The sequence below is a fragment of the Mesorhizobium sp. CA8 genome (genome assembly GCF_020164955.1).
In the GTDB taxonomy this organism is placed as follows: domain Bacteria; phylum Pseudomonadota; class Alphaproteobacteria; order Rhizobiales; family Rhizobiaceae; genus Mesorhizobium.
In genome coordinates, this window is sequence record NZ_JAIUHG010000002.1 from 210,777 (window position 1) to 229,841 (window position 19,065).

Consider the following 19,065-nt stretch of genomic DNA (forward strand, 5'->3'; position numbering starts at 1 on the left):
GCGTCAGATAGGCCTACCTTAAAGGGTGCAATTGCGCCCTCAGTCAGGCCAAGGCGCGCAGATTCTGCGTAGATGGGGCATTGCGTCGCCGAACCGCGAACAAATCTGCGTTACTCTTCCTGGAACAGGCTGATCTGCTGCTGGGCGATATCCCTGGGCGGATCGAGGCCGAGATGGCGCCAGGCATTGGCGGTCAGCACGCGGCCGCGCGGCGTGCGCTGGATGAAGCCCTGCTGGATGAGATAGGGCTCGATGATGTCCTCGATCGCGTCGCGCGGCTCGGAGAGCCCGGCCGCGATCGTCTCGATGCCGACCGGGCCGCCGCCGAAATTGCGCGCGATCATCGACAGGTAGCGGCGGTCGAGCGCATCGAGGCCGAGCGCGTCGACCTCCAGCCTGGTCAGCGCCTCGTCGGCGATCTTCCTGTCGACATGCGCAGCACCGGCGACGCTGGCGAAGTCGCGCACGCGGCGCAACAGCCTGCCGGCGATGCGCGGCGTGCCGCGCGCGCGGCGCGCGATCTCCACCGCGCCGTCGTCGCCAAGCGGCATCGACAGGATACGGGCGCCGCGCCGCACGATCTGCTCCAGTTCCTCGACCGTGTAGAAATTGAGCCGAACCGGGATGCCGAAGCGGTCGCGCAGCGGATTGGTCAGGAGCCCAAGCCTGGTCGTCGCCGCGACCAACGTAAAATGGGCGAGGTCGATCTTGACCGAGCGCGCCGCCGGCCCCTCGCCGATGATGAGATCGAGCTGGAAATCCTCCATCGCCGGATAGAGGATTTCCTCGACCGCCGGATTGAGGCGATGGATCTCGTCGATGAAGAGGACGTCGCGTTCCTCGAGATTGGTGAGCAGCGCGGCGAGATCGCCGGCCTTGGCGATAACGGGGCCGGAGGTGGAGCGGAAATTGACGCCGAGCTCGCGCGCCATGATCTGCGCCAGCGTCGTCTTGCCGAGCCCGGGCGGGCCGACGAACAGCACATGGTCGAGCGCCTCGCCGCGGCTCTTGGCGGCGTCGACGAAGACCTTGAGATTGGCGCGCACCGCCGCCTGGCCGACGAACTCGTCGAGCGACTGCGGCCGCAGCGTCTGGTCGGCGTCCTCGCCGCGCTTGTCGGGAGCGATGAGGCGGGGCGAAAGGGTCATGCCGCCTTCCTTGCATAGGACCGGTGGCGGGACAAGCGTCGCCTCACCGCGCCAGTTCCTTCAGGCCGAAGCGGATGAGCTTGGACGCGTCCACGCCCTCGCCGGCCGATTTCAGCGCCGCCGCGACCGCGTTTGCGGCGATGTCGCGCGAATAGCCGAGATTGACGAGCGCCGAGACCGCATCCGTGATCGGCGCTGCGGCGACGCCTTCGCCAAGCTCCTGCTTGAGGCCGATCGTTCCGGTAGCCGCACCCGCATAGGCAGGCGCCTTGGTGCGCAATTCGGTGACGATGCGCTCGGCGACCTTCTTGCCGACGCCGGGCGCGCGAGAGACCATGGCGATGTCGCGCAGCGCGATCGCGTTGGCGAGATCGGCCGGCGCGAGCGTCGACAGGATAGCCAGCGCCACCTTGGCGCCGACGCCCTGCACATTGCTCATCAAGAGGCGGAACCACTCGCGTTCCAGCCCGGTCTGGAAGCCATAGAGCCGGATCATGTCCTCGCGTACATAGGTCTCGATGAACAGCACCACCGCCTCGCCAGGCGAAGGCAGCGCGGCCAGCGTGCGCACTGAGCAATGGACGACGTAGCCGACGCCATGCACGTCGATGACGCAGCTATCTTCGTCGATCTCGTCCAGCGTGCCTTTCAGTTTGCCGATCATTGCCTGGCTTTCATGGATGCGTTTGCGGAGAGACGATTTCGAGGTCGGGGAAAAAGCTGCGATAGCGAGGAGCGTCGCGCGTCAACAGGCGGTAACCAGCAACGGCGGCATGAGCGCCAATGAAAAAATCCGGCAAGGTCCGTTCCCGAATGCCGCCGGCCCGCCGATAACGGGAATGTGTCACCCCGGCCAGGAATGCGGCTTCCCAAGGCAAGAACTCGCGATCCATTTCAAGTCTCTCGACTGCTTTCCTCAGCATTGCTTCGGAAGCGATCAGAGGCGCAAGCTCGGACCAGACGATGCTGTTGATGACCAACGCGCCATCGCGTCGGCAGGAGATGATCGCGGACGAGGACCACTCCCTCAGCGGCCCTGCTGGACCCCAGACATCAATGAGCACGTTTGTGTCAATCAATGTTGAGATTTTCACGCGGTCCCCTCAACCACTCCATATATTCGTCCGTCGTCATGCCGCCCAAATCCAGCGTTCCCTCCATCCTATCGAGAACCTCCTTGAATTTGCGGGCAGCTTCCTCCTCCGAAACGTTTTGGTTGACGGCGACAAGCTGGGCGCCCTCGTCCGTGGCCACGAACTGCACCTCGGAGCCGGGGCCTATGCCCAGATGATCCCTTATTTGTTTTGGGATTGTGACTTGTCCTTTGGTGGTCACTCGCATGGTAATACCTCCAAGGTATTACTTACTTCGCAAATGAGAACAAGTCAAGAACAACGCTACCCGACCAGCGCGGCCATACGGTAGGCCGCGCTCGGGCGGTGATGCGCATGGCAGATGGCGATGGCCAGAGCATCGGCGGCGTCGTCGGTATCGAAGATCGCCTTCGGCATCAGCACCTTGACCATCATATGGATCTGCTTCTTCTCGCCGTGGCCGACGCCGATCACCGCCTTCTTGACCGCATTGGGGGCGTATTCGGCCACCACCAGACCGGCGCGAGCCGGCACCAGCATGGCGATGCCGCGCGCCTGGCCGAGCTTCAGCGTCGCCGTCGCATCCTTGTTGACGAAAGTCTGCTCGACCGCCGCCTCATGCGGCATGGCCTGGTGCAACACCTCGGCCAAGCCGTCATGCAGCTGGCAGAGTCTTGTCGCCAGCGACTCCTTCTCGTCGGACCACACCGTGCCGGACGCGATGAAGCGCAGCGAATTGCCCACGCTGTCGATAATACCCCATCCGGTGCGCCTCAGGCCCGGATCGATGCCGATGATGCGAATCGCTTCCCCCATGCGCCAAGTCTAGCTCTGGCGGCAAGCGATGCCAGCAAAATGTGAACAAACCAGAAACAATTGCGATCTCAGCGATGCGCCGTTTCCGTAAACAGCGAGATGCCTAATTCGTCACGCGACGGATAGTTTTCGACAGCCGCGTGAGAAATGCCGGCCTGGACGATGCGACCAGCTTCCATGTCAGGACTGCATTGCCCATGCGCCGCGGCAGGATTCCGATGCAAAGGAACCAGGCCGCCAGAGCAGCCCGCCGCCGCCAGGATGCGTCCATTTCCAGGCTGGCGGCGGCGCCCGCTCTTGCCAGTCCCAGCCGGGAGTCGGTTTCAACCGGATGCTGGGGCTCGTCGACGCAGAGCGAAGCCAGCCGCTCTTCCAGATGCACCGGATCGCGAAGGCCGGCATCCGGCGGCACGGTCAGACCGATCTCGGCCGCCCGGCCGGACAAGGCCTCGAGGCGACGGAAGTCATGCTGCACGCGCCAACGCGCTCGCTCGGCAAGCTTTTCGGCAAACACCGAATGGTTGGAACCGTGGATGCGGTAGGCGCCAAGGCAGGTGTCGATGGATTTCACCTCTCCGTGCAGCGGAGCGAGTGTCGCGAGATAGCCATCGGCGCCTTGCCGGAAATCGCTTTCAGGCATGGGCATTATCGTTTCCAGCGCCTCGCGGTCGAACGCCAACCCGCTTGTCACCGTCGTACGGTACCGCCCCTTGCGCAACAATTCCGGGACGACGTCGCCTGAATCGAACGGCTGCTCCGGAGGGGGAAAGACATCCTTGATCCGCTGGTCCTCATCGACGAGATGCAGTCGGAATTGCGCCTGGGCGACATCCGCGTCCCATTCGTCCAGGACCTCGGAGACGGCGTTTGGATAGAGATAATCGTCGGCGTCGAGGAAAAGAATGATCTCGCCGGTGCTCGCTTCGAACCCGGTATTGAACGCGGCGGCATGCCCGCCATTCCTGCGCCTGAGGCACGGACGAATTTTGTCGCCGTAGGATTCGATGACGGCGACCGACGCATCCGTCGATGCGTCGTCGACGACCACGACCTCGACATTTCGGTGGTCCTGCTCCAACGCGCTGTCGATGGCGCGTTCTAGAAACTGTTCGTAATTGTAGTTGGGGATGATGATCGATACCGGGATGCGGTCCAATGGCGAATGCACGGGATCAAGCCTCGCAATCTGCTTTGGTCACAGTGACGGTGATTTTGTTGCAGAACCGGCTCGGGCCGACCCGGCTGCGGCGAACGGCTCCAACTAGGGGCCTATCGCTTCAAGGCAAGTGTGATCTTACCCGCGAAGGCCGGCATCACCTTCAAATACAATAACGGCCGCCGCAATATCGAAGAGCACTCGGAATCGCAGGTGTCGACCTGCGCTCGCCGTCACCGCTATCTTTGCAAACGCGGTTTCAGCCGCGCGCGAACGCCGTATTCAAAAGGCTGATCTGGTCGGAAACCGGGTTGGCCCGCCGGCTGGGGGCATGCAGGTCGCTGACGACGACGCCATAGATTTCCTCGTCCATGCGCCGCACCAGCGACTGCAGGCGCAGCGAGCGCGTCACGAGGTGCACAAAATCCTTGGGCAGTTCGTTCCAGCCAAGCGCCTCGTCATGCGCGGACGCGGTGTCGAGCCGCACCTTGGATTTCTCCGAGGCCACCTGGTCGCGCGTCATCTCGCCGGAATTCGCCGCCCGCTGCAAAAGCAGCCAGGAGGCGACCTGCATAAGCCTCGTGGTCAGCCGCATCGATTCGGCCGCATAGAGCGTAGCCGCCGTGCGCGACAATTTCTTGGCTTCGAGCCTGCCCTTGCCATCGAGATATTCGGCGGCCTGCTCGACCAGCCCCATTCCTTCCTGGTAGAGCGGCTTGAAGGATTGGGAGAAAACCCGGCGCTCCGCCAGTTTGATGGTTTTCGCGCTGCCCTTCGAAGGCTCGTTCATCGATACGCCCCTGCACTGCCGCCAGCTGATTCGGCAATCTTGCCGACGTGGCTCGCACCCCTAAATGACTGAGGCTTGAAAATGCGCTTCGATGCCCATGAAGGCAAGCGCATGTTTAACAAACGGTTAACGCCGGCCGTTTTCCGGCCACCCGCCGGCGGATGGCGCAGGGCCTGCCGTATGTGGATAAAAAAAGAGCCGCGGATAAGGCGGCTCTCAGGAGTTTAACAGGGAGGCGTCAAACAAAGTGGCTCCAACCACTCGGTAAGAATCCAGCAAAACTGGATGCGCATAGTAAACACCCGTAAAGCTTAATGAAGCCTTAACGCGGCGGTGATTTTTTAAGCGAACGCGCTTTCCTGTGCCGGAACAGGACAGCGGGTGCGCCGCCCGGGATCGTCTGAAACCGGATTTCGAACGCCGATCGTGGCGGCCGTAACATGTTGGCTGCTGCCGCGGCATCGTGCCGAAACACGCGCCACGCAAAAGGCCGCTCCTCTGAAGCGGTGCGCAGACCCGCGCCCCTTGAAATCACGCAGCATATCCGGGAGCAAACCATGGATTGGTATTCGATCGTCAAATTCCTTCACGTCGTTTCGGCTATTTTGTGGGTCGGCGGCGGCTTCGTGCTGTTCCTGCTCGGCGTGCTCGCCGAGCGAGCCGGCAACATCGACGACAAGCTGCAGGCAATGCGCGCCAGCGGACAGCTCGGCAGCAAATTCTTCGCGCCTATGTCGATGCTGACGCTGGTCTTCGGCCTCATCATGTGCGGCTTCTGGGTCGGCTTTACAGAATTATGGATCGTTATCGGCCTCGTCGGCTACGCCACGACCTTCTCGATCGGCATGCTGGTCTTCAAGCCGACCGGCGAGCGCATAGGCGCGATGGTCGCCAAGGAGGGCGTGACGCCGGCCGTCCTTGCCATCGGCCAGCGCATGATGAACTGGGCGCGGCTCGATTATGCGGTGATGCTGGTGATCATCGCCGACATGGTGCTGAAGCCCAGTTTGCATGACATCGGCATTCTTGCTGGGATGGCGATGGTGATTGTGCTGGGCGTCGCGCTCGCCTTCGGCGGCGGCCGCCAGATGGTGCCGAGCGCCGCGTGAGCGTCGCGATTGTTTGGAGCGAGGCGGTCGGATGGCCGCTTCGCTTCTACATCAAGCCGATGACGCCGTCCCACAGCAGCTTGACGGCGACCACCGCGACGGTGGCGTAGGTGAACGGATAGAAGATTTCCGGCCGCATGCGGCGCACCAGCCAGGCGCCGGCGATGGTCGAAAGCGGCGCCAGCGGCATCAGCACCGCCGACGCAGTCAAATTGGCGGTGTCGAACTGGCCGAGCGCGAAATAGGGGATGAGCTTCAGCGCATTGGTGGCGGCAAAGAAGATCGCCGCCGTTCCCGATAGCATTTTCGGGTCGAGCCGGATCGGCAGCGCATAGACTTGGAAGGGCGGGCCGCCGACATGGGCGACGAAGCTGGTGAAGCCGGCGACCGTGCCCCAGAAAGCAGCGGCGATGCGGTTCGGCTCAGCCGCATGGTCGGCGCCGTGGCGGAACTGCAGGTAGATCCATCGCAACACGAACACCAGCGCGACGGCGCCGACGATCAGCCGCACCATCTCCTCGGTGACCAAAGCCGCGGTCAGCCAGCCGAGCCCGATGCCGATGACGGCGCCCGGCATCATGTCGACCAGCATCTTGCGGTCGTAAACGCCCCACCAGCTCCACACCGAGACGACGTCCATCAGGCACAGGATCGGCAGCAGGATGGCGGCCGCCTGAACCGGCGGCATGGTCAGCGCCATCAACGGCACGCCGACGAAACCGACGGCGCCGCCGAAGCCGCCTTTCGACAGGCCGACAAGGATCACCGCCGGAATGGCGGCGGCGTAGAACCACGGATCGCTGAGCAGGCCTGACATCGGCAAGGGAAGATTGGAGAAGGCGGGGAACCCAGCCATAGCGCAGAACGGCGCTGCCGGGATAGTCAATTGATGCCGGCATCCGCTATGCCTGCCCGACACTGCAGCCGGCCGCGCTGCAAAGGATCGTCGGTCGGTTCACTGCCTTCGAGGTGCGGACATGAGCGCTGTCGGCATTCGCCGGGCCTGCGAAGCGGACGCACTAGCCTTTTGTATAATCAGGCCCAAAACGTGTCGGCAGGCCGTCAGCGAGTTTCACCCAAGGGAGCTTCTCCTCGAAAGCGACATGCAGCGTAGGCGCAAATTTTTCCGGCTCCGCCATCGCTGCGGTAAAAAAATGCATGACATTGGACATCTTCTTTGAGCGGAAGGAAAGCGGCGAACCGCAGTGATCGCAGAACGTTCTTTCTACGCCGGGAGAAGAGTTGAATGCCTTCGGTGGCCTCCCCAGCCATCGCCATTGGCCGTCCAGGACGCCAATGTAGGTGGTCATCGGCGCAGAACATTGCCGCCGACAACTTTCACAATGACAGACCACGCAGGCCTGTGCCGGTCCATCGACTTCAAAGGCAATAGCGCCACATAGGCAATGACCACGCATGCGAAACCTCCTGAGGCAGCAAGGACAGCTTAGAGCCTGGGGCGTGCGGGAGACGCCAGGAACGCGCCGAACTGGCGCCTGATCCCGACATTCGGCGCTAACAATTGTGAATGCGTGCGCGGCCATCCAGGACCAGGCGCGACGATGCTCGATCGGACCGGTCCCCGTCCGCCGCATAGCCGACTGTTCAAGCCGGACGGTTTGCTCTATGCCGCAATGCAACCATCTTCGCCCGGCATAGGCGAAACCGGGATCGAAGGCCAATGAACGAAGCAACTCCGCCCAACCGCTGCCGCATCGTGCTGATCGCGCCGCCGCTCATGCCGGCCGAGCAGATCTGCGCGGCATTCGAGGGTGGCGACGTCGCTTCGCTGATCCTGCCCGATAACGGCATGGACGACGCCTCCTTCCAGGCCTTCGCCGAAAAGATCGTGCCGATTGCTCAAGGAGCCGGCATCGCCGTCATCATCGCCGGCGACAGCCGCATCGCCGGGCGGGTCCAGGCGGACGGCATCCATGTCGAGGTAAAGCCCCGCGAGCTCGCCGAAACGATCGAGCGCCTTGCCGGCAAGATGATGGTCGGCGCCGGCGGCGCCAAGACGCGCGACGAGGCGCTGGAACTCGGCGAGGAGCGGCCCGATTACATGTTCTTCGGCCGCTTCGGCTATGACAACAAGCCGGAGCCGCATCACCGCAACCTCGCCCTCGGCGAATGGTGGGCGGAGATGATTTCGATCCCTTGCATCGTCATGGGCGGCTCCGAGCTTGCCTCCGTCGAGACGGTGGCCGCGACCGGCGCCGAGTTCGTGGCGCTGTCCAGCGCCGTCTTTGCCGACGGACGCGACCCGCGCGCCGCGGTCGCCGCCGCCAACGCGTTGCTCGATGAAACCGCGCCGCGTTTCGAGAACTGACATGCGCCTGCACGGCCCTTGCCTGGTGGTCCTGGCCGGCTTGCTTGCGCAGGCGGCGATGGCGGCCGAGACCGTCCCGCTGCCGCAGCCGCGGCCGGAGACGAGCGCGCCGGACAAGAGCGCGCCCGACGCAGCCAAACCGGATGCAGTCAAGCCGGATGCAAGCACGCCGGATACGGGCACGCCGGACACGGGCAAACTGGACAGAGCCAAGCCGGACGCCGGCGCGCCGGATCCGAGCAAGTTCGGCACCGCTCCGCATATCGACAAGCCGATCCAGAACACCTTGCCGCAGCCGGCCACCATGACGCCGCCATCGGCCGATGCCATCAATCCCGACCGCTTCGGTGCCAAGCAGCCGGACGCCGCCTATGGCGCCTTCCAGCGCGGGCTCTACAAGACCGCCTACAACCTTGCCATGGAGCGCGCCAAGAACGGCGATCCGGCGGCCGAGACGCTCGTGGCCGAAATCCTGTCGCGCGGACTGGGTATGCCGCTCAATCCGGCCGAGGCCGCGAAATGGTATGCGTTGGCGGCCGAACAGGGCGTGCCGGAGGCGCAGTTCCAATATGCGCTGATGCTGCTCGACGGCCGCTACGTGAAGAAGGACGAAAAGGGCGCCTTCGCGCTGATGCAGGCCTCGGCCGAGGCCGGCAACCGGCTCGCGCAGTTCAACTTCGCCCAGTTGCTCGTCCAGCAGGATCCAGGCGATGGCGGCCTTGCCAAGGCCGCTGTCTATTACGAGCGCGCGGCCGCCACCGGCCTTGCCGATGCCCAATATGCGATGGCGCAACTCTATGCCAACGGCGCCGGCGGCAAGCCGCATGACGATGCCCAGGCGCGTCTTCTCCTGGCGCAGGCCGCGAGGCAGAACTACGACACCGCCCAGATCGACCTTGCCACCTGGATGATCGAGGGACGCGGCGGCGGGCGCGACCTGAAATCGGGCTTTGCCTGGATGAAGCGGGCGGCGCAAGGCGGCAATGTCGCCGCCCAGAACCGCCTCGCCAAGCTCTATATGGGCGGCATCGGCACCGATCCGGACCTGATCCTTGCCGGCGCCTGGTACATCGTCGCCCGCCGGGCCGGGCTGATCGACCCGCAGATGGACGATTTCCTGCAGGGCCTCGACGATGATCAGACCAAGCAGGCGCTGCAGAAGGCAAATCGCCTGCCTTGACGCCTGACGCCACGCACGGCATGTCCGGTCGCCTTGGGGTCCCTCCCTTGCCACTATGGGCGATTTGTGGTCTTGGAGGCGCCAAAGCGCGACCTGCGCCAGAAAATCTCATCCGGATCAGTTCATCATGGCCAAGATCAGTGGCAGCGAAATCCGTCCCGGCTATGTCATCGAGCACGATGGCGGGCTGTGGGTGGCGGTCAAGACCAACACCGTCAAGCCCGGCAAGGGCGGCGCCTACAACCAAGTCGAGCTGAAGAACCTGATCAACGGCACCAAGCTCAACGAGCGCTTCCGCTCGGCCGAGACCGTCGAGCAGATCCGGCTCGACCTGAAGGATTTTTCGTTCCTCTACGAGCAGGGCGATGCGCTGGTCTTCATGGACACCGAAAGCTACGAGCAGCTCGAGCTGGCGAAGGACTTTGTCGGCGAGCGCGCCGCTTTCCTGCAGGACGGCATGATGGTGACGGTACAGCTTTACGAGGACCGGCCGATCGGCATCTCGCTGCCCGACCAGGTGACGCTGACCATCACGGAAGCCGACCCGGTGGTGCGGGGCCAGACGGCGGCCTCATCCTACAAGCCGGCGGTGCTGGAAAACGGCATCCGCGTGCTGGTGCCGCCCTTCATCTCGGCCGGCGAGCGCATCGTCGTCGATACCAACGAAATCACCTATATGCGCCGCGCCGATTGAGCGCCGGCCGGTAGGAAGACAAGCCAGGAAGAAAAAATGGCGCGTTCCGCTCTCCTCAACGTCATGGTCCAAGCCGCGATGAAGGCCGGCCGCTCGCTGTCGCGCGACTTCGGCGAGGTGCAGAACCTGCAGGTCTCGATGAAGGGACCGGGCGACTATGTCAGCCAGGCCGACCGCAAGGCCGAAGAGATCGTCTTCGCCGAGCTTTCGAAGGCGCGGCCGGGCTATGCCTTCCTGATGGAAGAGCGCGGCGCCGTCGAAGGCGAGGACGCCCAGCACCGCTGGATCGTCGACCCGCTCGACGGCACCACCAACTTCCTGCACGGCATTCCGCTCTTCTCCGTGTCGATCGCGCTCGAGCGCCAGGGCCAGATCGTCGCCGGCGTCGTCTACAATCCGGCGATGGACGAGCTCTATACGGCCGAGCGCGGCGGCGGTGCCTTCATGAACGATCGCCGCCTGCGCGTTGCCGGGCGCTCCAAGCTGACCGATGCCGTGATCGGCTGCGGCGTGCCGCATCTCGGCCGCGGCCAGCACGGCAATTTTCTGATCGAGCTGCGCAATGTCATGGCCGAAGTCTCCGGAGTCCGCCGCCTGGGCTCGGCGGCGCTCGATCTTGCCTATGTCGCAGCGGGACGGATGGACGGTTTCTGGGAAACCGGCCTGTCGTCCTGGGACATCGCCGCCGGCATCCTTCTGGTGCGCGAAGCCGGCGGTTTCGCCTCCGACATGAATGGCGGACAGGACATGATGGACAGTGGCGAGGTCGTCGCCGGCAACGAGTTCATCCAGCGCGCGCTGCTGAAAACCGTGAAGAAGCCACTGGCTGCTCGCTGATTAATGCATGTCGCCCAGAAGTGTGCAGCGGTTTTGGGACGACGACATGCATCAAAACAAAGACTTAAAGCGCGTCGCCTGAGTCCGTTCAGCGCGACGCGCTTTAAAGCGTCCTTTGCGCGTCGAAAGGACGCGCGCCTTTAGTCGCAAAACCGCAACCGAAGCTTGAAATACTGGTCCGCGAGCGCCCAGATTAGGTGTTGCAGGATCATTCATGAACGACGCGCGTCCAGATACAAAGCTTGAAATCCCCTTTGTGGGGCGCTGGCATTATTCCCGCGCCGAAATGATTGCTGACGGCATCGTTCACGCGGTGGGCATCGTGCTGGCGATCGCCGCCGGCTCGGCTTTCCTGGCCTTGGCCGCCTTCCACTCTGGCCCGGGCGAATATGTCGCCGCGGTGTTCTATGTGGTGTCACTGCTCACCGTGCTCTCGGTTTCGCTGGCCTATAATCTGTGGCCGGTGTCTTGGCCGGCGAAATGGATCCTGCGCCGTTTCGATCATGCCGCGATCTATCTTTTGATCGCCGCCACCTATACGCCCTTCCTCGCCCAGCTCGACAACTCGCCCCTGGCGCTGCCCATGATCATCGTCGTATGGAGCGCGGCGGCGGCCGGCATCGCCATCAAGATGTTCCTGCCCGGCCGCTACGACCGGCTGGCCATCGTCTTTTATCTCGCCATCGGCTGGAGCGGCGTCGTGCTCGCCGGACCGCTGGTCCAGACGCTGCCGACGACCTCGGTGGCGCTGCTCGTCGCCGGCGGCATCGTCTATTCCTTGGGCGTCATCTTCTTCGCCTGGAAGGGCCTGCGCTTCCACAATGCCGTCTGGCACGGCTTCGTCGTCACCGGCGCCGGCCTCCACCTGGCCGCCATGGTCGACTGCCTAGTCGTCAACCGGTTCTAGGCCTGTGGCGCGGGCCCTATCGGGCCATATTGCCAAGCGCCATTCAATTTGGTCACAATTCCGTTTAGAGTCGCGGCAATTCTGCGGCGGTGGCATCGGAAACGGGGCACGGATGGCTTTTCTCAGATCCTTCGGCAGGCGATCGGACGTCCTGGTCTATGATCCCCACAAGCTGTCGAGCCCGCAGGTCTTCCTGCTCACCATGGTGATCTTCCTGATCATCGTCGCTTTCATCGCCGCCATCCTCACCCGCCAGATCTCGACCGCCTTCTCCAGCAATCCGGGTCTCAACGGGTTGATCGTCGGCGTGCTGGCGGTCGGCATCCTGCTTGCCTTCATCCAGGTCGGACGGCTGTTCCGCGAGGTGCGGTGGGTCAATTCCTTCCGCGCCGGCTCCGAAACCACCGAGCCGGTGCTTTTGGCGCCGATGAAGGCGATGATCGGCCGCTCGTCGACGATCGCCTTCTCCACCTCGTCGATGCGCACGATGCTGGATTCCATCGCCACCCGCCTCGACGAGAGCCGTGACACCTCGCGCTATCTGGTCGGCCTGCTTGTGTTCCTCGGCCTCCTCGGTACCTTCTGGGGTCTGCTCAACACCATCGCTTCGATCCGCGAGACGATCGAGGCGCTGGACCCGGGCACCGGCGATGCCGCCGCCGTGCTCGATGCGCTGAAGCAGGGCCTGTCGGCGCCGCTCGCCGGCATGGGCACCGCGTTTTCGTCCTCGCTGTTCGGCCTTTCGGGCTCTCTGGTGCTTGGCTTCCTCGACCTGCAGGCCGGCCGCGCCCAGACCCGCTTCTATACCGAGCTCGAGAACTGGCTGTCCTCGGTCACCGATCTGTCGTCGGACATCGTCGTGTCCGACACGTCGAAAGCCACCGAATCCTCCGAGGACATCCGGCTCTTGTCGGAGCGGCTGCGCAGCCTGCAGGAGAATGGCGGCGGCTCCAATCCGCGCGTCGCCACCGCCATGGCCAATCTTGCCGACGGAATCTCTGGGCTGGTGAAGAACATGCGCTCCGAGCAGCAGATCATGCGCGACTGGGTCGAGGCCCAGTCCGACGAGCAGAAGGCCATGCGCAACACGCTGGAAAAGATCGCCGACGCGCTGAAGAAGCAAGGGGTCCACTGACGTGGCGCTGGCAAGACGGCGCACCGACCGCCGCATCGACTATTGGCCGGGCTTCGTCGACGCCTTGTCGACGCTGCTGCTGGCGATCATGTTCCTGCTCACCGTCTTCGTGCTGGCGCAGTTCCTGCTCAGCCGCGAGATCTCCGGCAAGGACGCGGTGCTGAACCGCCTCAACTCGCAGATCAACGAGCTGACCCAGTTGCTGGCGCTTGAACGCACGAACAGCCAGGATAAGGAGGATACGCTCGCCAATCTCCAGGCATCGCTCTCGGCCGCGCAAGCCGAAAAGAGCCGCCTCGAACAATTGCTGGCGCAGGGGGCCGGCGCCGGCGACGCGGCCAACAAGCGGGCGGACCAGCTTTCCGGCGAGCTCAGCAACCAGCGCCAGATCAGCCAGCAGGCGCTGAGCCAGGTCGAGATCCTCAACCAGCAGATCGCGGCGCTACGCAAGCAGATCGGCGCGCTGGAAGACGCGCTCAACGTCTCCGAGCAGCGCGACCGCGACTCCAACACCAAGATTGCCGATCTCGGCCGCCGCCTGAATGTCGCGCTGGCGCAGCGCGTGCAGGAGCTCAACCGCTACCGCTCCGACTTCTTCGGCCGCCTGCGCGAGATCCTCGCCGACCGCGAGAACATCCGTATCGTCGGCGACCGCTTCGTCTTTCAGTCGGAGGTCTTGTTCCCGACCGGCTCCGACGTGATCAACGACGCCGGCAAGGTCGAGATGAAGAAGCTTGCCGACGCCATCATCGAATTGCAGAAGGAAATTCCGCCCGAGATCAGCTGGGTGCTGCGTGTCGACGGCCATACCGACAACAAGCCGCTCTCCGGCACCGGCCGCTATCGCGACAATTGGGAATTGTCGACCGCGCGCGCCACCTCGGTGGTGAAGTTCCTGATCGAGAACGGCGTGCCCGCCAACCGGCTGGTGGCCGCCGGCTTCGGCGAGTTCCAGCCGCTTGATCCTGCCGACACCGACGAGGCGCGCAGCAAGAACCGCCGCATTGAACTGAAGCTCACCGAACGGTGAGCTATCATCACGCCAAGTCACGGGAAGTTGTTCGTCGGCTGAATACTTAGCGTGCCAAGTCCCGTCGGCAAGCCCTGTAAACATTATCTTTTTTTAATTACACTTCGCAAATCGACGCACCTAATTTGCTGGGCAGGGCCGGGAACCGCCGGCGGTGCCACCCATCGCGACGCGACGGAACCGGACGGCCCTGAAAGGTCGGAAGGCAATGCGGCAGGGCCGCTACCTTCCCTATCGGAGGATGCGCCGCCATGCGCGCTTCAACATCTCTCACGACAGTAATCCTGGCTGCTGCGCTGATCGCGGCCCCGCTCGCCGGCGCCTATGCGGCCGGGCACCACAAGGGACTTCTCGACGCGACCCCTCCAGCCGATTTTGTCGGACCCCGCGTGAGCGGTCTGATCGATCAGGTCCAGGGCGTGGATCAGGGCATCGCCGACGCCCGCCAGGCAAACAACATTTCGGCCGCCGAAGCGCAGCGGCTGCATATGCGCACCGCGCATATCAGCCAGGCCGCGGAGCACGTCGCGGCTTCGGATCACGGCAGGATACCGTCCGCGCAATACCGTCAGTTGCTGCGCCGCCTCGACAATGTCGACCAGAGGCTGATGAACGACACCGGCAGCGGCATCATGATGGGCGACGGCTCCGACGGCGGCAATTACCCGAACGGCTGACCTCTTCGGAGGAAACGGAAGGGACCACCTGGCGCCCACGGGACCTGGCCCGGGGGCGCCAATTTTCGACCGCGTCCTGCTTCGATTGGAGCAATTCCAGGAAAAGTGCGAGCGGTTTTCCGTCCGGAATTGCGTAGAAACAAAGAGATAGAGCGGTTCGGCGTTTCTATAGGCCGAGCCAAAGCGCGATGATGGCAAGTACCGCCGGCGCCGTCTGGACGAACAGGACCTTGCGGCCGACGGTCGCCGCGCCGTAGAGGCCGGCGATGGCGACGCAGAGCAGGAAGAACATCTTGATCTGAAACCCGCCGGCGCCGAGATAGAGACCCCAGATCAGGCCCGCGGCGAGAAAGCCGTTGTAGAGCCCCAGGTTGGCGGCGAGCACCTTCGAGGCGCTGGCGAACTCCGGCGTCAGCCCGAACGCCTTGCAGCCGCGCGGCGTATCCCAAAGCACCATCTCCAGATAGACGATATAGCAATGGATCAGCGCCACCAGCCCGACCAGGATATCGCCGATCATCGTCTCCTCCGCTTGTTCGGACAAGCATTGACTACACGTCCACGCCGCCGCGCAAGACAGGCCGACCCTGGCCTTGCCGACCAGGGTTGCCAAGCTTCGCGCCTTGGTATCTTTTCGCGCCAGCCCATTTACAGCCGGAACCCATCATGTCCTTCCAGAAACTCGATCAACTCGGCCACAAGCTCGAAGCGCTCGAGCATGCTTTGGCCATCCTCGGCGCCGACGAGGCGACGCATATGGCGGTCGGCGGCGGCGAAAAGCGCGCCGAGGCGATGTCCTTGCTTGCCGGCATGCTGCACGCCCAAGCGACCGCGCCGGAGATCGGCGACTGGATCGCCGCCGCCGAGGCCGAGCCGCTGAACGACGAGCAACAGGCGGCGGTCAGGGAACTGCATCGCCAATACACCAACCTCACCTGCCTGCCTGTCGAATTCGTCGAGCGCCAGACGGTGGCGCGCATGCGCTCCGAGCAGCTCTGGCGCGACCTGCGCGCCAAGAACGACTGGGCGGGCTTCTTGCCGGCGCTGGAAGGTGTCGTGACCCTGGTGCGCGAGGAAGCCGCCTTGCGCGCCGACGCGCTCGGCCTGGCCCCCTATGACGCGCTGATGGAGCAGTACGATCCCGGCAACCGCGCCGCCGACATCACGCCGGTGTTTGCCGAGCTGAAGGCCTTTCTCAAGGATTTCCTGCCGCATGCGCTGGCCGTGCAGGATGCGCGGCTGGCGAAACATCCGCTGAAGCCGCTCTCCGGCAGCTACGCCATTGACCGGCAACGCGAGCTCGGCCTTGCCATGATGGCGGCCGTCGGCTTTGACCTCACCCATGGGTCGCTCTCGGTGTCGCACCATCCCTTCTGCGGCGGCGTGCCGAGCGACGTGCGCATCACCACCCGCTACAAGACCTCCGACTTCCTGTCGGCGCTGATGGGCGTACTGCACGAGACCGGTCATGCGCTCTATGAGCAAAATCTGCCGAAAGCCTGGTCGCATTGGCCGCTCGGCAAGGCGCGCGGCATGGCAGTGCATGAGAGCCAGAGCCTGTTCGTCGAAAAGCAGATCGGCCGCAACCCGGCCTTCTGGCGCTGGGCGCTGCCGGTAGTCGAAAAACACCTCGGCGAAGCCTGGTCGATCGACGACATCCTGCCGCATGTCCACCATGTCGAGCGTGGCCTGATCCGGGTCGACGCCGACGAGGTCACCTATCCGCTGCACGTCATCCTGCGCTACGAGCTGGAGCAGGAGCTCGTATCCGGCCGGCTGGAGGTCGCCGACCTGCCGGAGGCATGGGATGCCAAGATGCGCGACTATCTCGGCCTCTCGACCATCGATAATCCCGCCGACGGCCCGATGCAGGATGTGCACTGGCCGGGCGCCGCCTTCGGCTATTTCCCCTCCTACACGCTGGGCGCCATGATGGCCGCGCAGCAATGGGCAGCGCTGACCAGGGAGCATCCGTCCGCCGACCAGGACCTCGCCAAGGGCGATTTCAGCGCCATCAACGACTGGCGTCGCGCAAAGATCTGGTCGCAGGGCTCACGCTGGTCGACGCCGGACCTGCTCAAGCGCGCCACTGGCGAGAAGCTCAACGCTTCCTATTTCACCGAACATCTGCGCAAGCGCTACGGGAACTGACCCGCGGCAGGTTGAAACCAGCTGGGTGCGGCGTGCCTACTCCGCCGCGCCTTTGAAGGCGCTGGCTCCGGTCTCGAACTGCAGCTTGGCGAGCCGCGTATAGATGCCGCCCTTGGCGACCAGGCTCTGATGCGTGCCTTCCTCGACGATGCGCCCGCTGTCCATGACCAGGATGCGGTCCGCCTTGAGCACCGTCGCCAGCCGGTGCGCGATGACGATGGTGGTGCGGCCGCGCATCAGCCGCTCCAGCGCTTTTTGCACCAGCGTCTCACTCTCGGCGTCTAGCGCCGAGGTCGCTTCGTCGAGCAGAAGGATCGGCGCGTCGCGCAGAATGGCCCGGGCGATCGCGATGCGCTGGCGCTGGCCGCCGGACAGCGTCACGCCGCGCTCGCCGACCTGGCTGTCATAGCCCTTGTCGAGCCTGGCGATGAATTCATCGGCAAGGGCCGCCTTGGCCGCGGCCTCGATCTCGGCTTCGCTGGCGCCCTGCCGGCCGAAGCCGATATTGTCGGCAGCACTTGCCGCGAAGATGGTGACGTCCTGCGACACGATCGCGATGCGTTGGCGGATGGCGGCCGGATCGGCCTCGCGTACATTGACGCCGTCGATGAAGACGCGGCCGCTCTCGGGGTCGTAGAAGCGCAGGATCAGCGAGAAGACGGTGCTTTTTCCCGCGCCCGAAGGCCCGACGATCGCCACCGTCTCGCCCGGCTTCACCTGGAAGCTCAGGCCATGCACCGCGGCGCGGTCCGGCCGCGCCGGATAGGAGAAGGAGACGTCGTCGAAGCTGATCGCGCCCTTGGCCGTGGCCGGCAGCGGAACGGGATCGGCAGGCCGCTGGATCGTCGGCGTCTCGGCCAGGATCTCGGTCAGCCGCTCGGCGGCACCCGCCGCCTGCGACAGCTCGCTCCACACCTCCGACAGCGCGCCGAGCGCGCCGGCGGCAAACACCGAATAGAGCAGGAACTGGCCGAGCGTGCCCGGCGACAGCGTGCCGGCAAGCACATCGCGCGAGCCGAACCACAACACCGCCACCACCGAGGAGAAAATCATGAAGATGGCGAAGAAAGTCAGGAACGAACGCGCGAACACCGATGCCCGCGCCGCCTCGAAGGCGGCGTCGACAGCGTCCGCAAAACGGCCGGTGACCAGCTTCTCATTGGTGAAGGCCTGCAGCGTGCGCACCGCGCCGATCTGCTCGCTGGCATAGGCGGTGGCTTCGGCGAGCGTATCCTGCGCTTGCCGAGACTTGCGCCTCACCGAGCGGCCGAAGGCGACCAGCGGCAGCACGATCACAGGGATTGCTGCAATGACCAGGCCGGAGAGTTTTGGGCTGGTGACGACCATCATCGCCACCGCGCCGAGGCCCAGGATCAAGTTGCGCAGCGCGACCGAGGCGGTGGCGCCGACGGCCGACTTCACCTGGGTGGTGTCGGCGGCAAGCCGCGACACGATCTCGCCCGAATGCGCGCGATCGAAGAAGGCGGGCGACAGTGTCGTGACATGGGAGAAAACGTCGCGGCGGATGTCGGCGACGACCCGCTCGCCGAGCGTGATGACGAAATAGTAGCGGCTGGCCGAGGCGGCCGCGAGCAGCGCCGCCATCAGTACCAGTGCCGCGAAATATTCCGCGATAAAGGTGGAACCCGCGGCCTGGAAACCGTGATCGATCATGCGCCGCACGGCCATCGGCAAGGCGAGCGTCGTCACTGCCGCCACGATCAGCGAGATGATGGCGCCTATTACCAGCTTCCGGTAGCGGGTAACGTAGGGAAAGAGGCTGCGGAGCGGCCGGACCGAGCGTCTGCGCTCGCTTGCGCTGCCACCGATTTCCGCCATGAGCGTTTCCTCTGGCCGCTTGGCGGGACAGCGCTTCAATATGCGCCCGCCGCGGCCTTGTGATTCAATTCCGGCTGATGTATAGGCTCGCCGACCGTTTTAGAAGCCGTGGCTTTTCATTAGCTGCGGCTTCGAGTTTTAAAAAGGGGCGCATCGACGCAGGCCTTTAGGCC

At 64.2% G+C, this 19,065-nt stretch carries 21 protein-coding genes; 10 read left to right on the forward strand and 11 right to left on the reverse strand.

Annotated features, from left to right (window positions below):
• Positions 1 to 110: 110 nt before the first annotated feature.
• From ruvB to LB553_RS03970, 7 genes are all read right to left on the reverse strand, one after another.
• Positions 111 to 1,148 carry a Holliday junction branch migration DNA helicase RuvB gene (gene ruvB / locus LB553_RS03940; protein WP_224510847.1) on the reverse strand — a complete coding sequence of 346 codons (1,038 nt, stop codon included), beginning with the start codon at positions 1,146 to 1,148 and terminating at the stop codon, positions 111 to 113.
• A gap of 43 nt (positions 1,149 to 1,191) precedes the next feature.
• Entirely contained in the window at positions 1,192 to 1,812 is a 621-nt protein-coding gene (ruvA, locus tag LB553_RS03945) for a Holliday junction branch migration protein RuvA (RefSeq protein WP_224510849.1), read from the reverse strand.
• A gap of 10 nt (positions 1,813 to 1,822) precedes the next feature.
• Positions 1,823 to 2,242 (reverse strand): type II toxin-antitoxin system VapC family toxin, encoded by a 420-nt coding sequence (locus tag LB553_RS03950; protein WP_224510851.1) that lies wholly within the window; start codon positions 2,240 to 2,242, stop codon positions 1,823 to 1,825.
• Positions 2,220 to 2,489, reverse strand: coding sequence for an AbrB/MazE/SpoVT family DNA-binding domain-containing protein (locus tag LB553_RS03955; RefSeq protein WP_224510853.1), 270 nt, complete (start codon positions 2,487 to 2,489; stop codon positions 2,220 to 2,222). Before LB553_RS03955 ends, LB553_RS03950 begins: the two co-directional genes overlap by 23 nt.
• 56 nt (positions 2,490 to 2,545) lie before the next feature.
• Positions 2,546 to 3,058, reverse strand: coding sequence for a crossover junction endodeoxyribonuclease RuvC (ruvC, locus tag LB553_RS03960; protein ID WP_224510855.1), 513 nt, complete (start codon positions 3,056 to 3,058; stop codon positions 2,546 to 2,548).
• Between the two features lie 103 nt (positions 3,059 to 3,161).
• The gene (locus LB553_RS03965) at positions 3,162 to 4,226 is read right to left on the reverse strand and encodes a glycosyltransferase family 2 protein (RefSeq protein ID WP_224510857.1); all 1,065 of its coding nucleotides are present in this window, start codon (positions 4,224 to 4,226) and stop codon (positions 3,162 to 3,164) included.
• 247 nt (positions 4,227 to 4,473) lie between these two features.
• Positions 4,474 to 5,004: a DUF1465 family protein gene (locus tag LB553_RS03970; RefSeq protein WP_224510859.1), complete on the reverse strand. Its 531-nt coding sequence runs from the start codon at positions 5,002 to 5,004 to the stop codon at positions 4,474 to 4,476.
• 557 nt (positions 5,005 to 5,561) lie between these two features.
• On the opposite strand from LB553_RS03970, the gene LB553_RS03975 reads away from it, so the two are divergent.
• A complete protein-coding gene (locus LB553_RS03975) occupies positions 5,562 to 6,113 on the forward strand; it encodes a DUF2269 family protein (RefSeq protein WP_224510861.1) in 552 nt (183 codons plus the stop codon).
• Between the two features lie 46 nt (positions 6,114 to 6,159).
• On the opposite strand, the gene LB553_RS03980 is transcribed toward LB553_RS03975, so the two are convergent.
• Entirely contained in the window at positions 6,160 to 6,930 is a 771-nt protein-coding gene (locus LB553_RS03980; RefSeq protein ID WP_224510995.1) for a sulfite exporter TauE/SafE family protein, read from the reverse strand.
• Positions 6,931 to 7,132: 202 nt separating this feature from the next.
• Positions 7,133 to 7,708 (reverse strand): GFA family protein, encoded by a 576-nt coding sequence (locus LB553_RS03985; RefSeq protein WP_318011478.1) that lies wholly within the window; start codon positions 7,706 to 7,708, stop codon positions 7,133 to 7,135.
• 86 nt (positions 7,709 to 7,794) lie between these two features.
• On the opposite strand from LB553_RS03985, the gene LB553_RS03990 reads away from it, so the two are divergent.
• From LB553_RS03990 to LB553_RS04025, 8 genes are all read left to right on the forward strand, one after another.
• The gene (locus LB553_RS03990) at positions 7,795 to 8,442 is read left to right on the forward strand and encodes a thiamine phosphate synthase (RefSeq protein ID WP_224510866.1); all 648 of its coding nucleotides are present in this window, start codon (positions 7,795 to 7,797) and stop codon (positions 8,440 to 8,442) included.
• 1 nt (position 8,443) lies between these two features.
• Positions 8,444 to 9,622 (forward strand): tetratricopeptide repeat protein, encoded by a 1,179-nt coding sequence (locus LB553_RS03995; protein WP_224510868.1) that lies wholly within the window; start codon positions 8,444 to 8,446, stop codon positions 9,620 to 9,622.
• Between the two features lie 127 nt (positions 9,623 to 9,749).
• Complete coding sequence (gene efp / locus LB553_RS04000) at positions 9,750 to 10,316, forward strand: elongation factor P (RefSeq protein ID WP_224510869.1); 567 nt, start codon at positions 9,750 to 9,752, stop codon at positions 10,314 to 10,316.
• Between the two features lie 36 nt (positions 10,317 to 10,352).
• A complete protein-coding gene (locus LB553_RS04005; RefSeq protein WP_224510871.1) occupies positions 10,353 to 11,153 on the forward strand; it encodes an inositol monophosphatase family protein in 801 nt (266 codons plus the stop codon).
• Positions 11,154 to 11,367: 214 nt separating this feature from the next.
• Positions 11,368 to 12,060 (forward strand): PAQR family membrane homeostasis protein TrhA, encoded by a 693-nt coding sequence (trhA, locus tag LB553_RS04010; protein ID WP_224510873.1) that lies wholly within the window; start codon positions 11,368 to 11,370, stop codon positions 12,058 to 12,060.
• Positions 12,061 to 12,172: 112 nt separating this feature from the next.
• Entirely contained in the window at positions 12,173 to 13,195 is a 1,023-nt protein-coding gene (locus tag LB553_RS04015; protein ID WP_224510875.1) for a MotA/TolQ/ExbB proton channel family protein, read from the forward strand.
• A gap of 1 nt (position 13,196) precedes the next feature.
• Positions 13,197 to 14,225, forward strand: a complete 1,029-nt coding sequence (locus LB553_RS04020; protein WP_224510877.1) for a peptidoglycan -binding protein — start codon at positions 13,197 to 13,199, stop codon at positions 14,223 to 14,225.
• A gap of 251 nt (positions 14,226 to 14,476) precedes the next feature.
• Entirely contained in the window at positions 14,477 to 14,902 is a 426-nt protein-coding gene (locus LB553_RS04025) for a hypothetical protein (protein WP_224510879.1), read from the forward strand.
• 166 nt (positions 14,903 to 15,068) lie between these two features.
• Here LB553_RS04025 and LB553_RS04030 read toward each other — a convergent pair whose 3' ends face one another.
• A complete protein-coding gene (locus LB553_RS04030; RefSeq protein WP_224510881.1) occupies positions 15,069 to 15,422 on the reverse strand; it encodes a DUF1304 domain-containing protein in 354 nt (117 codons plus the stop codon).
• Positions 15,423 to 15,568: 146 nt separating this feature from the next.
• Here LB553_RS04030 and LB553_RS04035 point away from each other — a divergent pair, with 146 nt between their 5' ends.
• Positions 15,569 to 17,053, forward strand: coding sequence for a carboxypeptidase M32 (locus tag LB553_RS04035; RefSeq protein ID WP_224510882.1), 1,485 nt, complete (start codon positions 15,569 to 15,571; stop codon positions 17,051 to 17,053).
• Between the two features lie 36 nt (positions 17,054 to 17,089).
• Here the strand turns inward: LB553_RS04035 and LB553_RS04040 are convergent, their stop codons facing one another.
• Positions 17,090 to 18,892, reverse strand: coding sequence for an ABC transporter transmembrane domain-containing protein (locus LB553_RS04040; protein WP_224510884.1), 1,803 nt, complete (start codon positions 18,890 to 18,892; stop codon positions 17,090 to 17,092).
• Positions 18,893 to 19,065: the final 173 nt, after the last annotated feature.

What these genes read in the sequence shown, in the direction of transcription:
- LB553_RS03990 (WP_224510866.1), top strand. Translation starts at nt 7,795, where the DNA reads ATGAACGAAGCAACTCCGCCCAACCGCTGCCGCATCGTGCTGATCGCG.
- LB553_RS03985 (WP_318011478.1), bottom strand. Translation starts at nt 7,708, where the DNA reads ATGCGGCGGACGGGGACCGGTCCGATCGAGCATCGTCGCGCCTGGTCC.
- ruvC (WP_224510855.1), bottom strand. Translation starts at nt 3,058, where the DNA reads ATGGGGGAAGCGATTCGCATCATCGGCATCGATCCGGGCCTGAGGCGC.
- efp (WP_224510869.1), top strand. Translation starts at nt 9,750, where the DNA reads ATGGCCAAGATCAGTGGCAGCGAAATCCGTCCCGGCTATGTCATCGAG.
- LB553_RS04040 (WP_224510884.1), bottom strand. Translation starts at nt 18,892, where the DNA reads ATGGCGGAAATCGGTGGCAGCGCAAGCGAGCGCAGACGCTCGGTCCGG.
- LB553_RS04035 (WP_224510882.1), top strand. Translation starts at nt 15,569, where the DNA reads ATGTCCTTCCAGAAACTCGATCAACTCGGCCACAAGCTCGAAGCGCTC.
- LB553_RS04030 (WP_224510881.1), bottom strand. Translation starts at nt 15,422, where the DNA reads ATGATCGGCGATATCCTGGTCGGGCTGGTGGCGCTGATCCATTGCTAT.
- LB553_RS03970 (WP_224510859.1), bottom strand. Translation starts at nt 5,004, where the DNA reads ATGAACGAGCCTTCGAAGGGCAGCGCGAAAACCATCAAACTGGCGGAG.
- ruvB (WP_224510847.1), bottom strand. Translation starts at nt 1,148, where the DNA reads ATGACCCTTTCGCCCCGCCTCATCGCTCCCGACAAGCGCGGCGAGGAC.
- LB553_RS04025 (WP_224510879.1), top strand. Translation starts at nt 14,477, where the DNA reads ATGCGCGCTTCAACATCTCTCACGACAGTAATCCTGGCTGCTGCGCTG.
- trhA (WP_224510873.1), top strand. Translation starts at nt 11,368, where the DNA reads ATGAACGACGCGCGTCCAGATACAAAGCTTGAAATCCCCTTTGTGGGG.
- LB553_RS03955 (WP_224510853.1), bottom strand. Translation starts at nt 2,489, where the DNA reads ATGCGAGTGACCACCAAAGGACAAGTCACAATCCCAAAACAAATAAGG.
- LB553_RS04015 (WP_224510875.1), top strand. Translation starts at nt 12,173, where the DNA reads ATGGCTTTTCTCAGATCCTTCGGCAGGCGATCGGACGTCCTGGTCTAT.
- ruvA (WP_224510849.1), bottom strand. Translation starts at nt 1,812, where the DNA reads ATGATCGGCAAACTGAAAGGCACGCTGGACGAGATCGACGAAGATAGC.
- LB553_RS03980 (WP_224510995.1), bottom strand. Translation starts at nt 6,930, where the DNA reads ATGTCAGGCCTGCTCAGCGATCCGTGGTTCTACGCCGCCGCCATTCCG.
- LB553_RS03975 (WP_224510861.1), top strand. Translation starts at nt 5,562, where the DNA reads ATGGATTGGTATTCGATCGTCAAATTCCTTCACGTCGTTTCGGCTATT.
- LB553_RS03995 (WP_224510868.1), top strand. Translation starts at nt 8,444, where the DNA reads ATGCGCCTGCACGGCCCTTGCCTGGTGGTCCTGGCCGGCTTGCTTGCG.
- LB553_RS04005 (WP_224510871.1), top strand. Translation starts at nt 10,353, where the DNA reads ATGGCGCGTTCCGCTCTCCTCAACGTCATGGTCCAAGCCGCGATGAAG.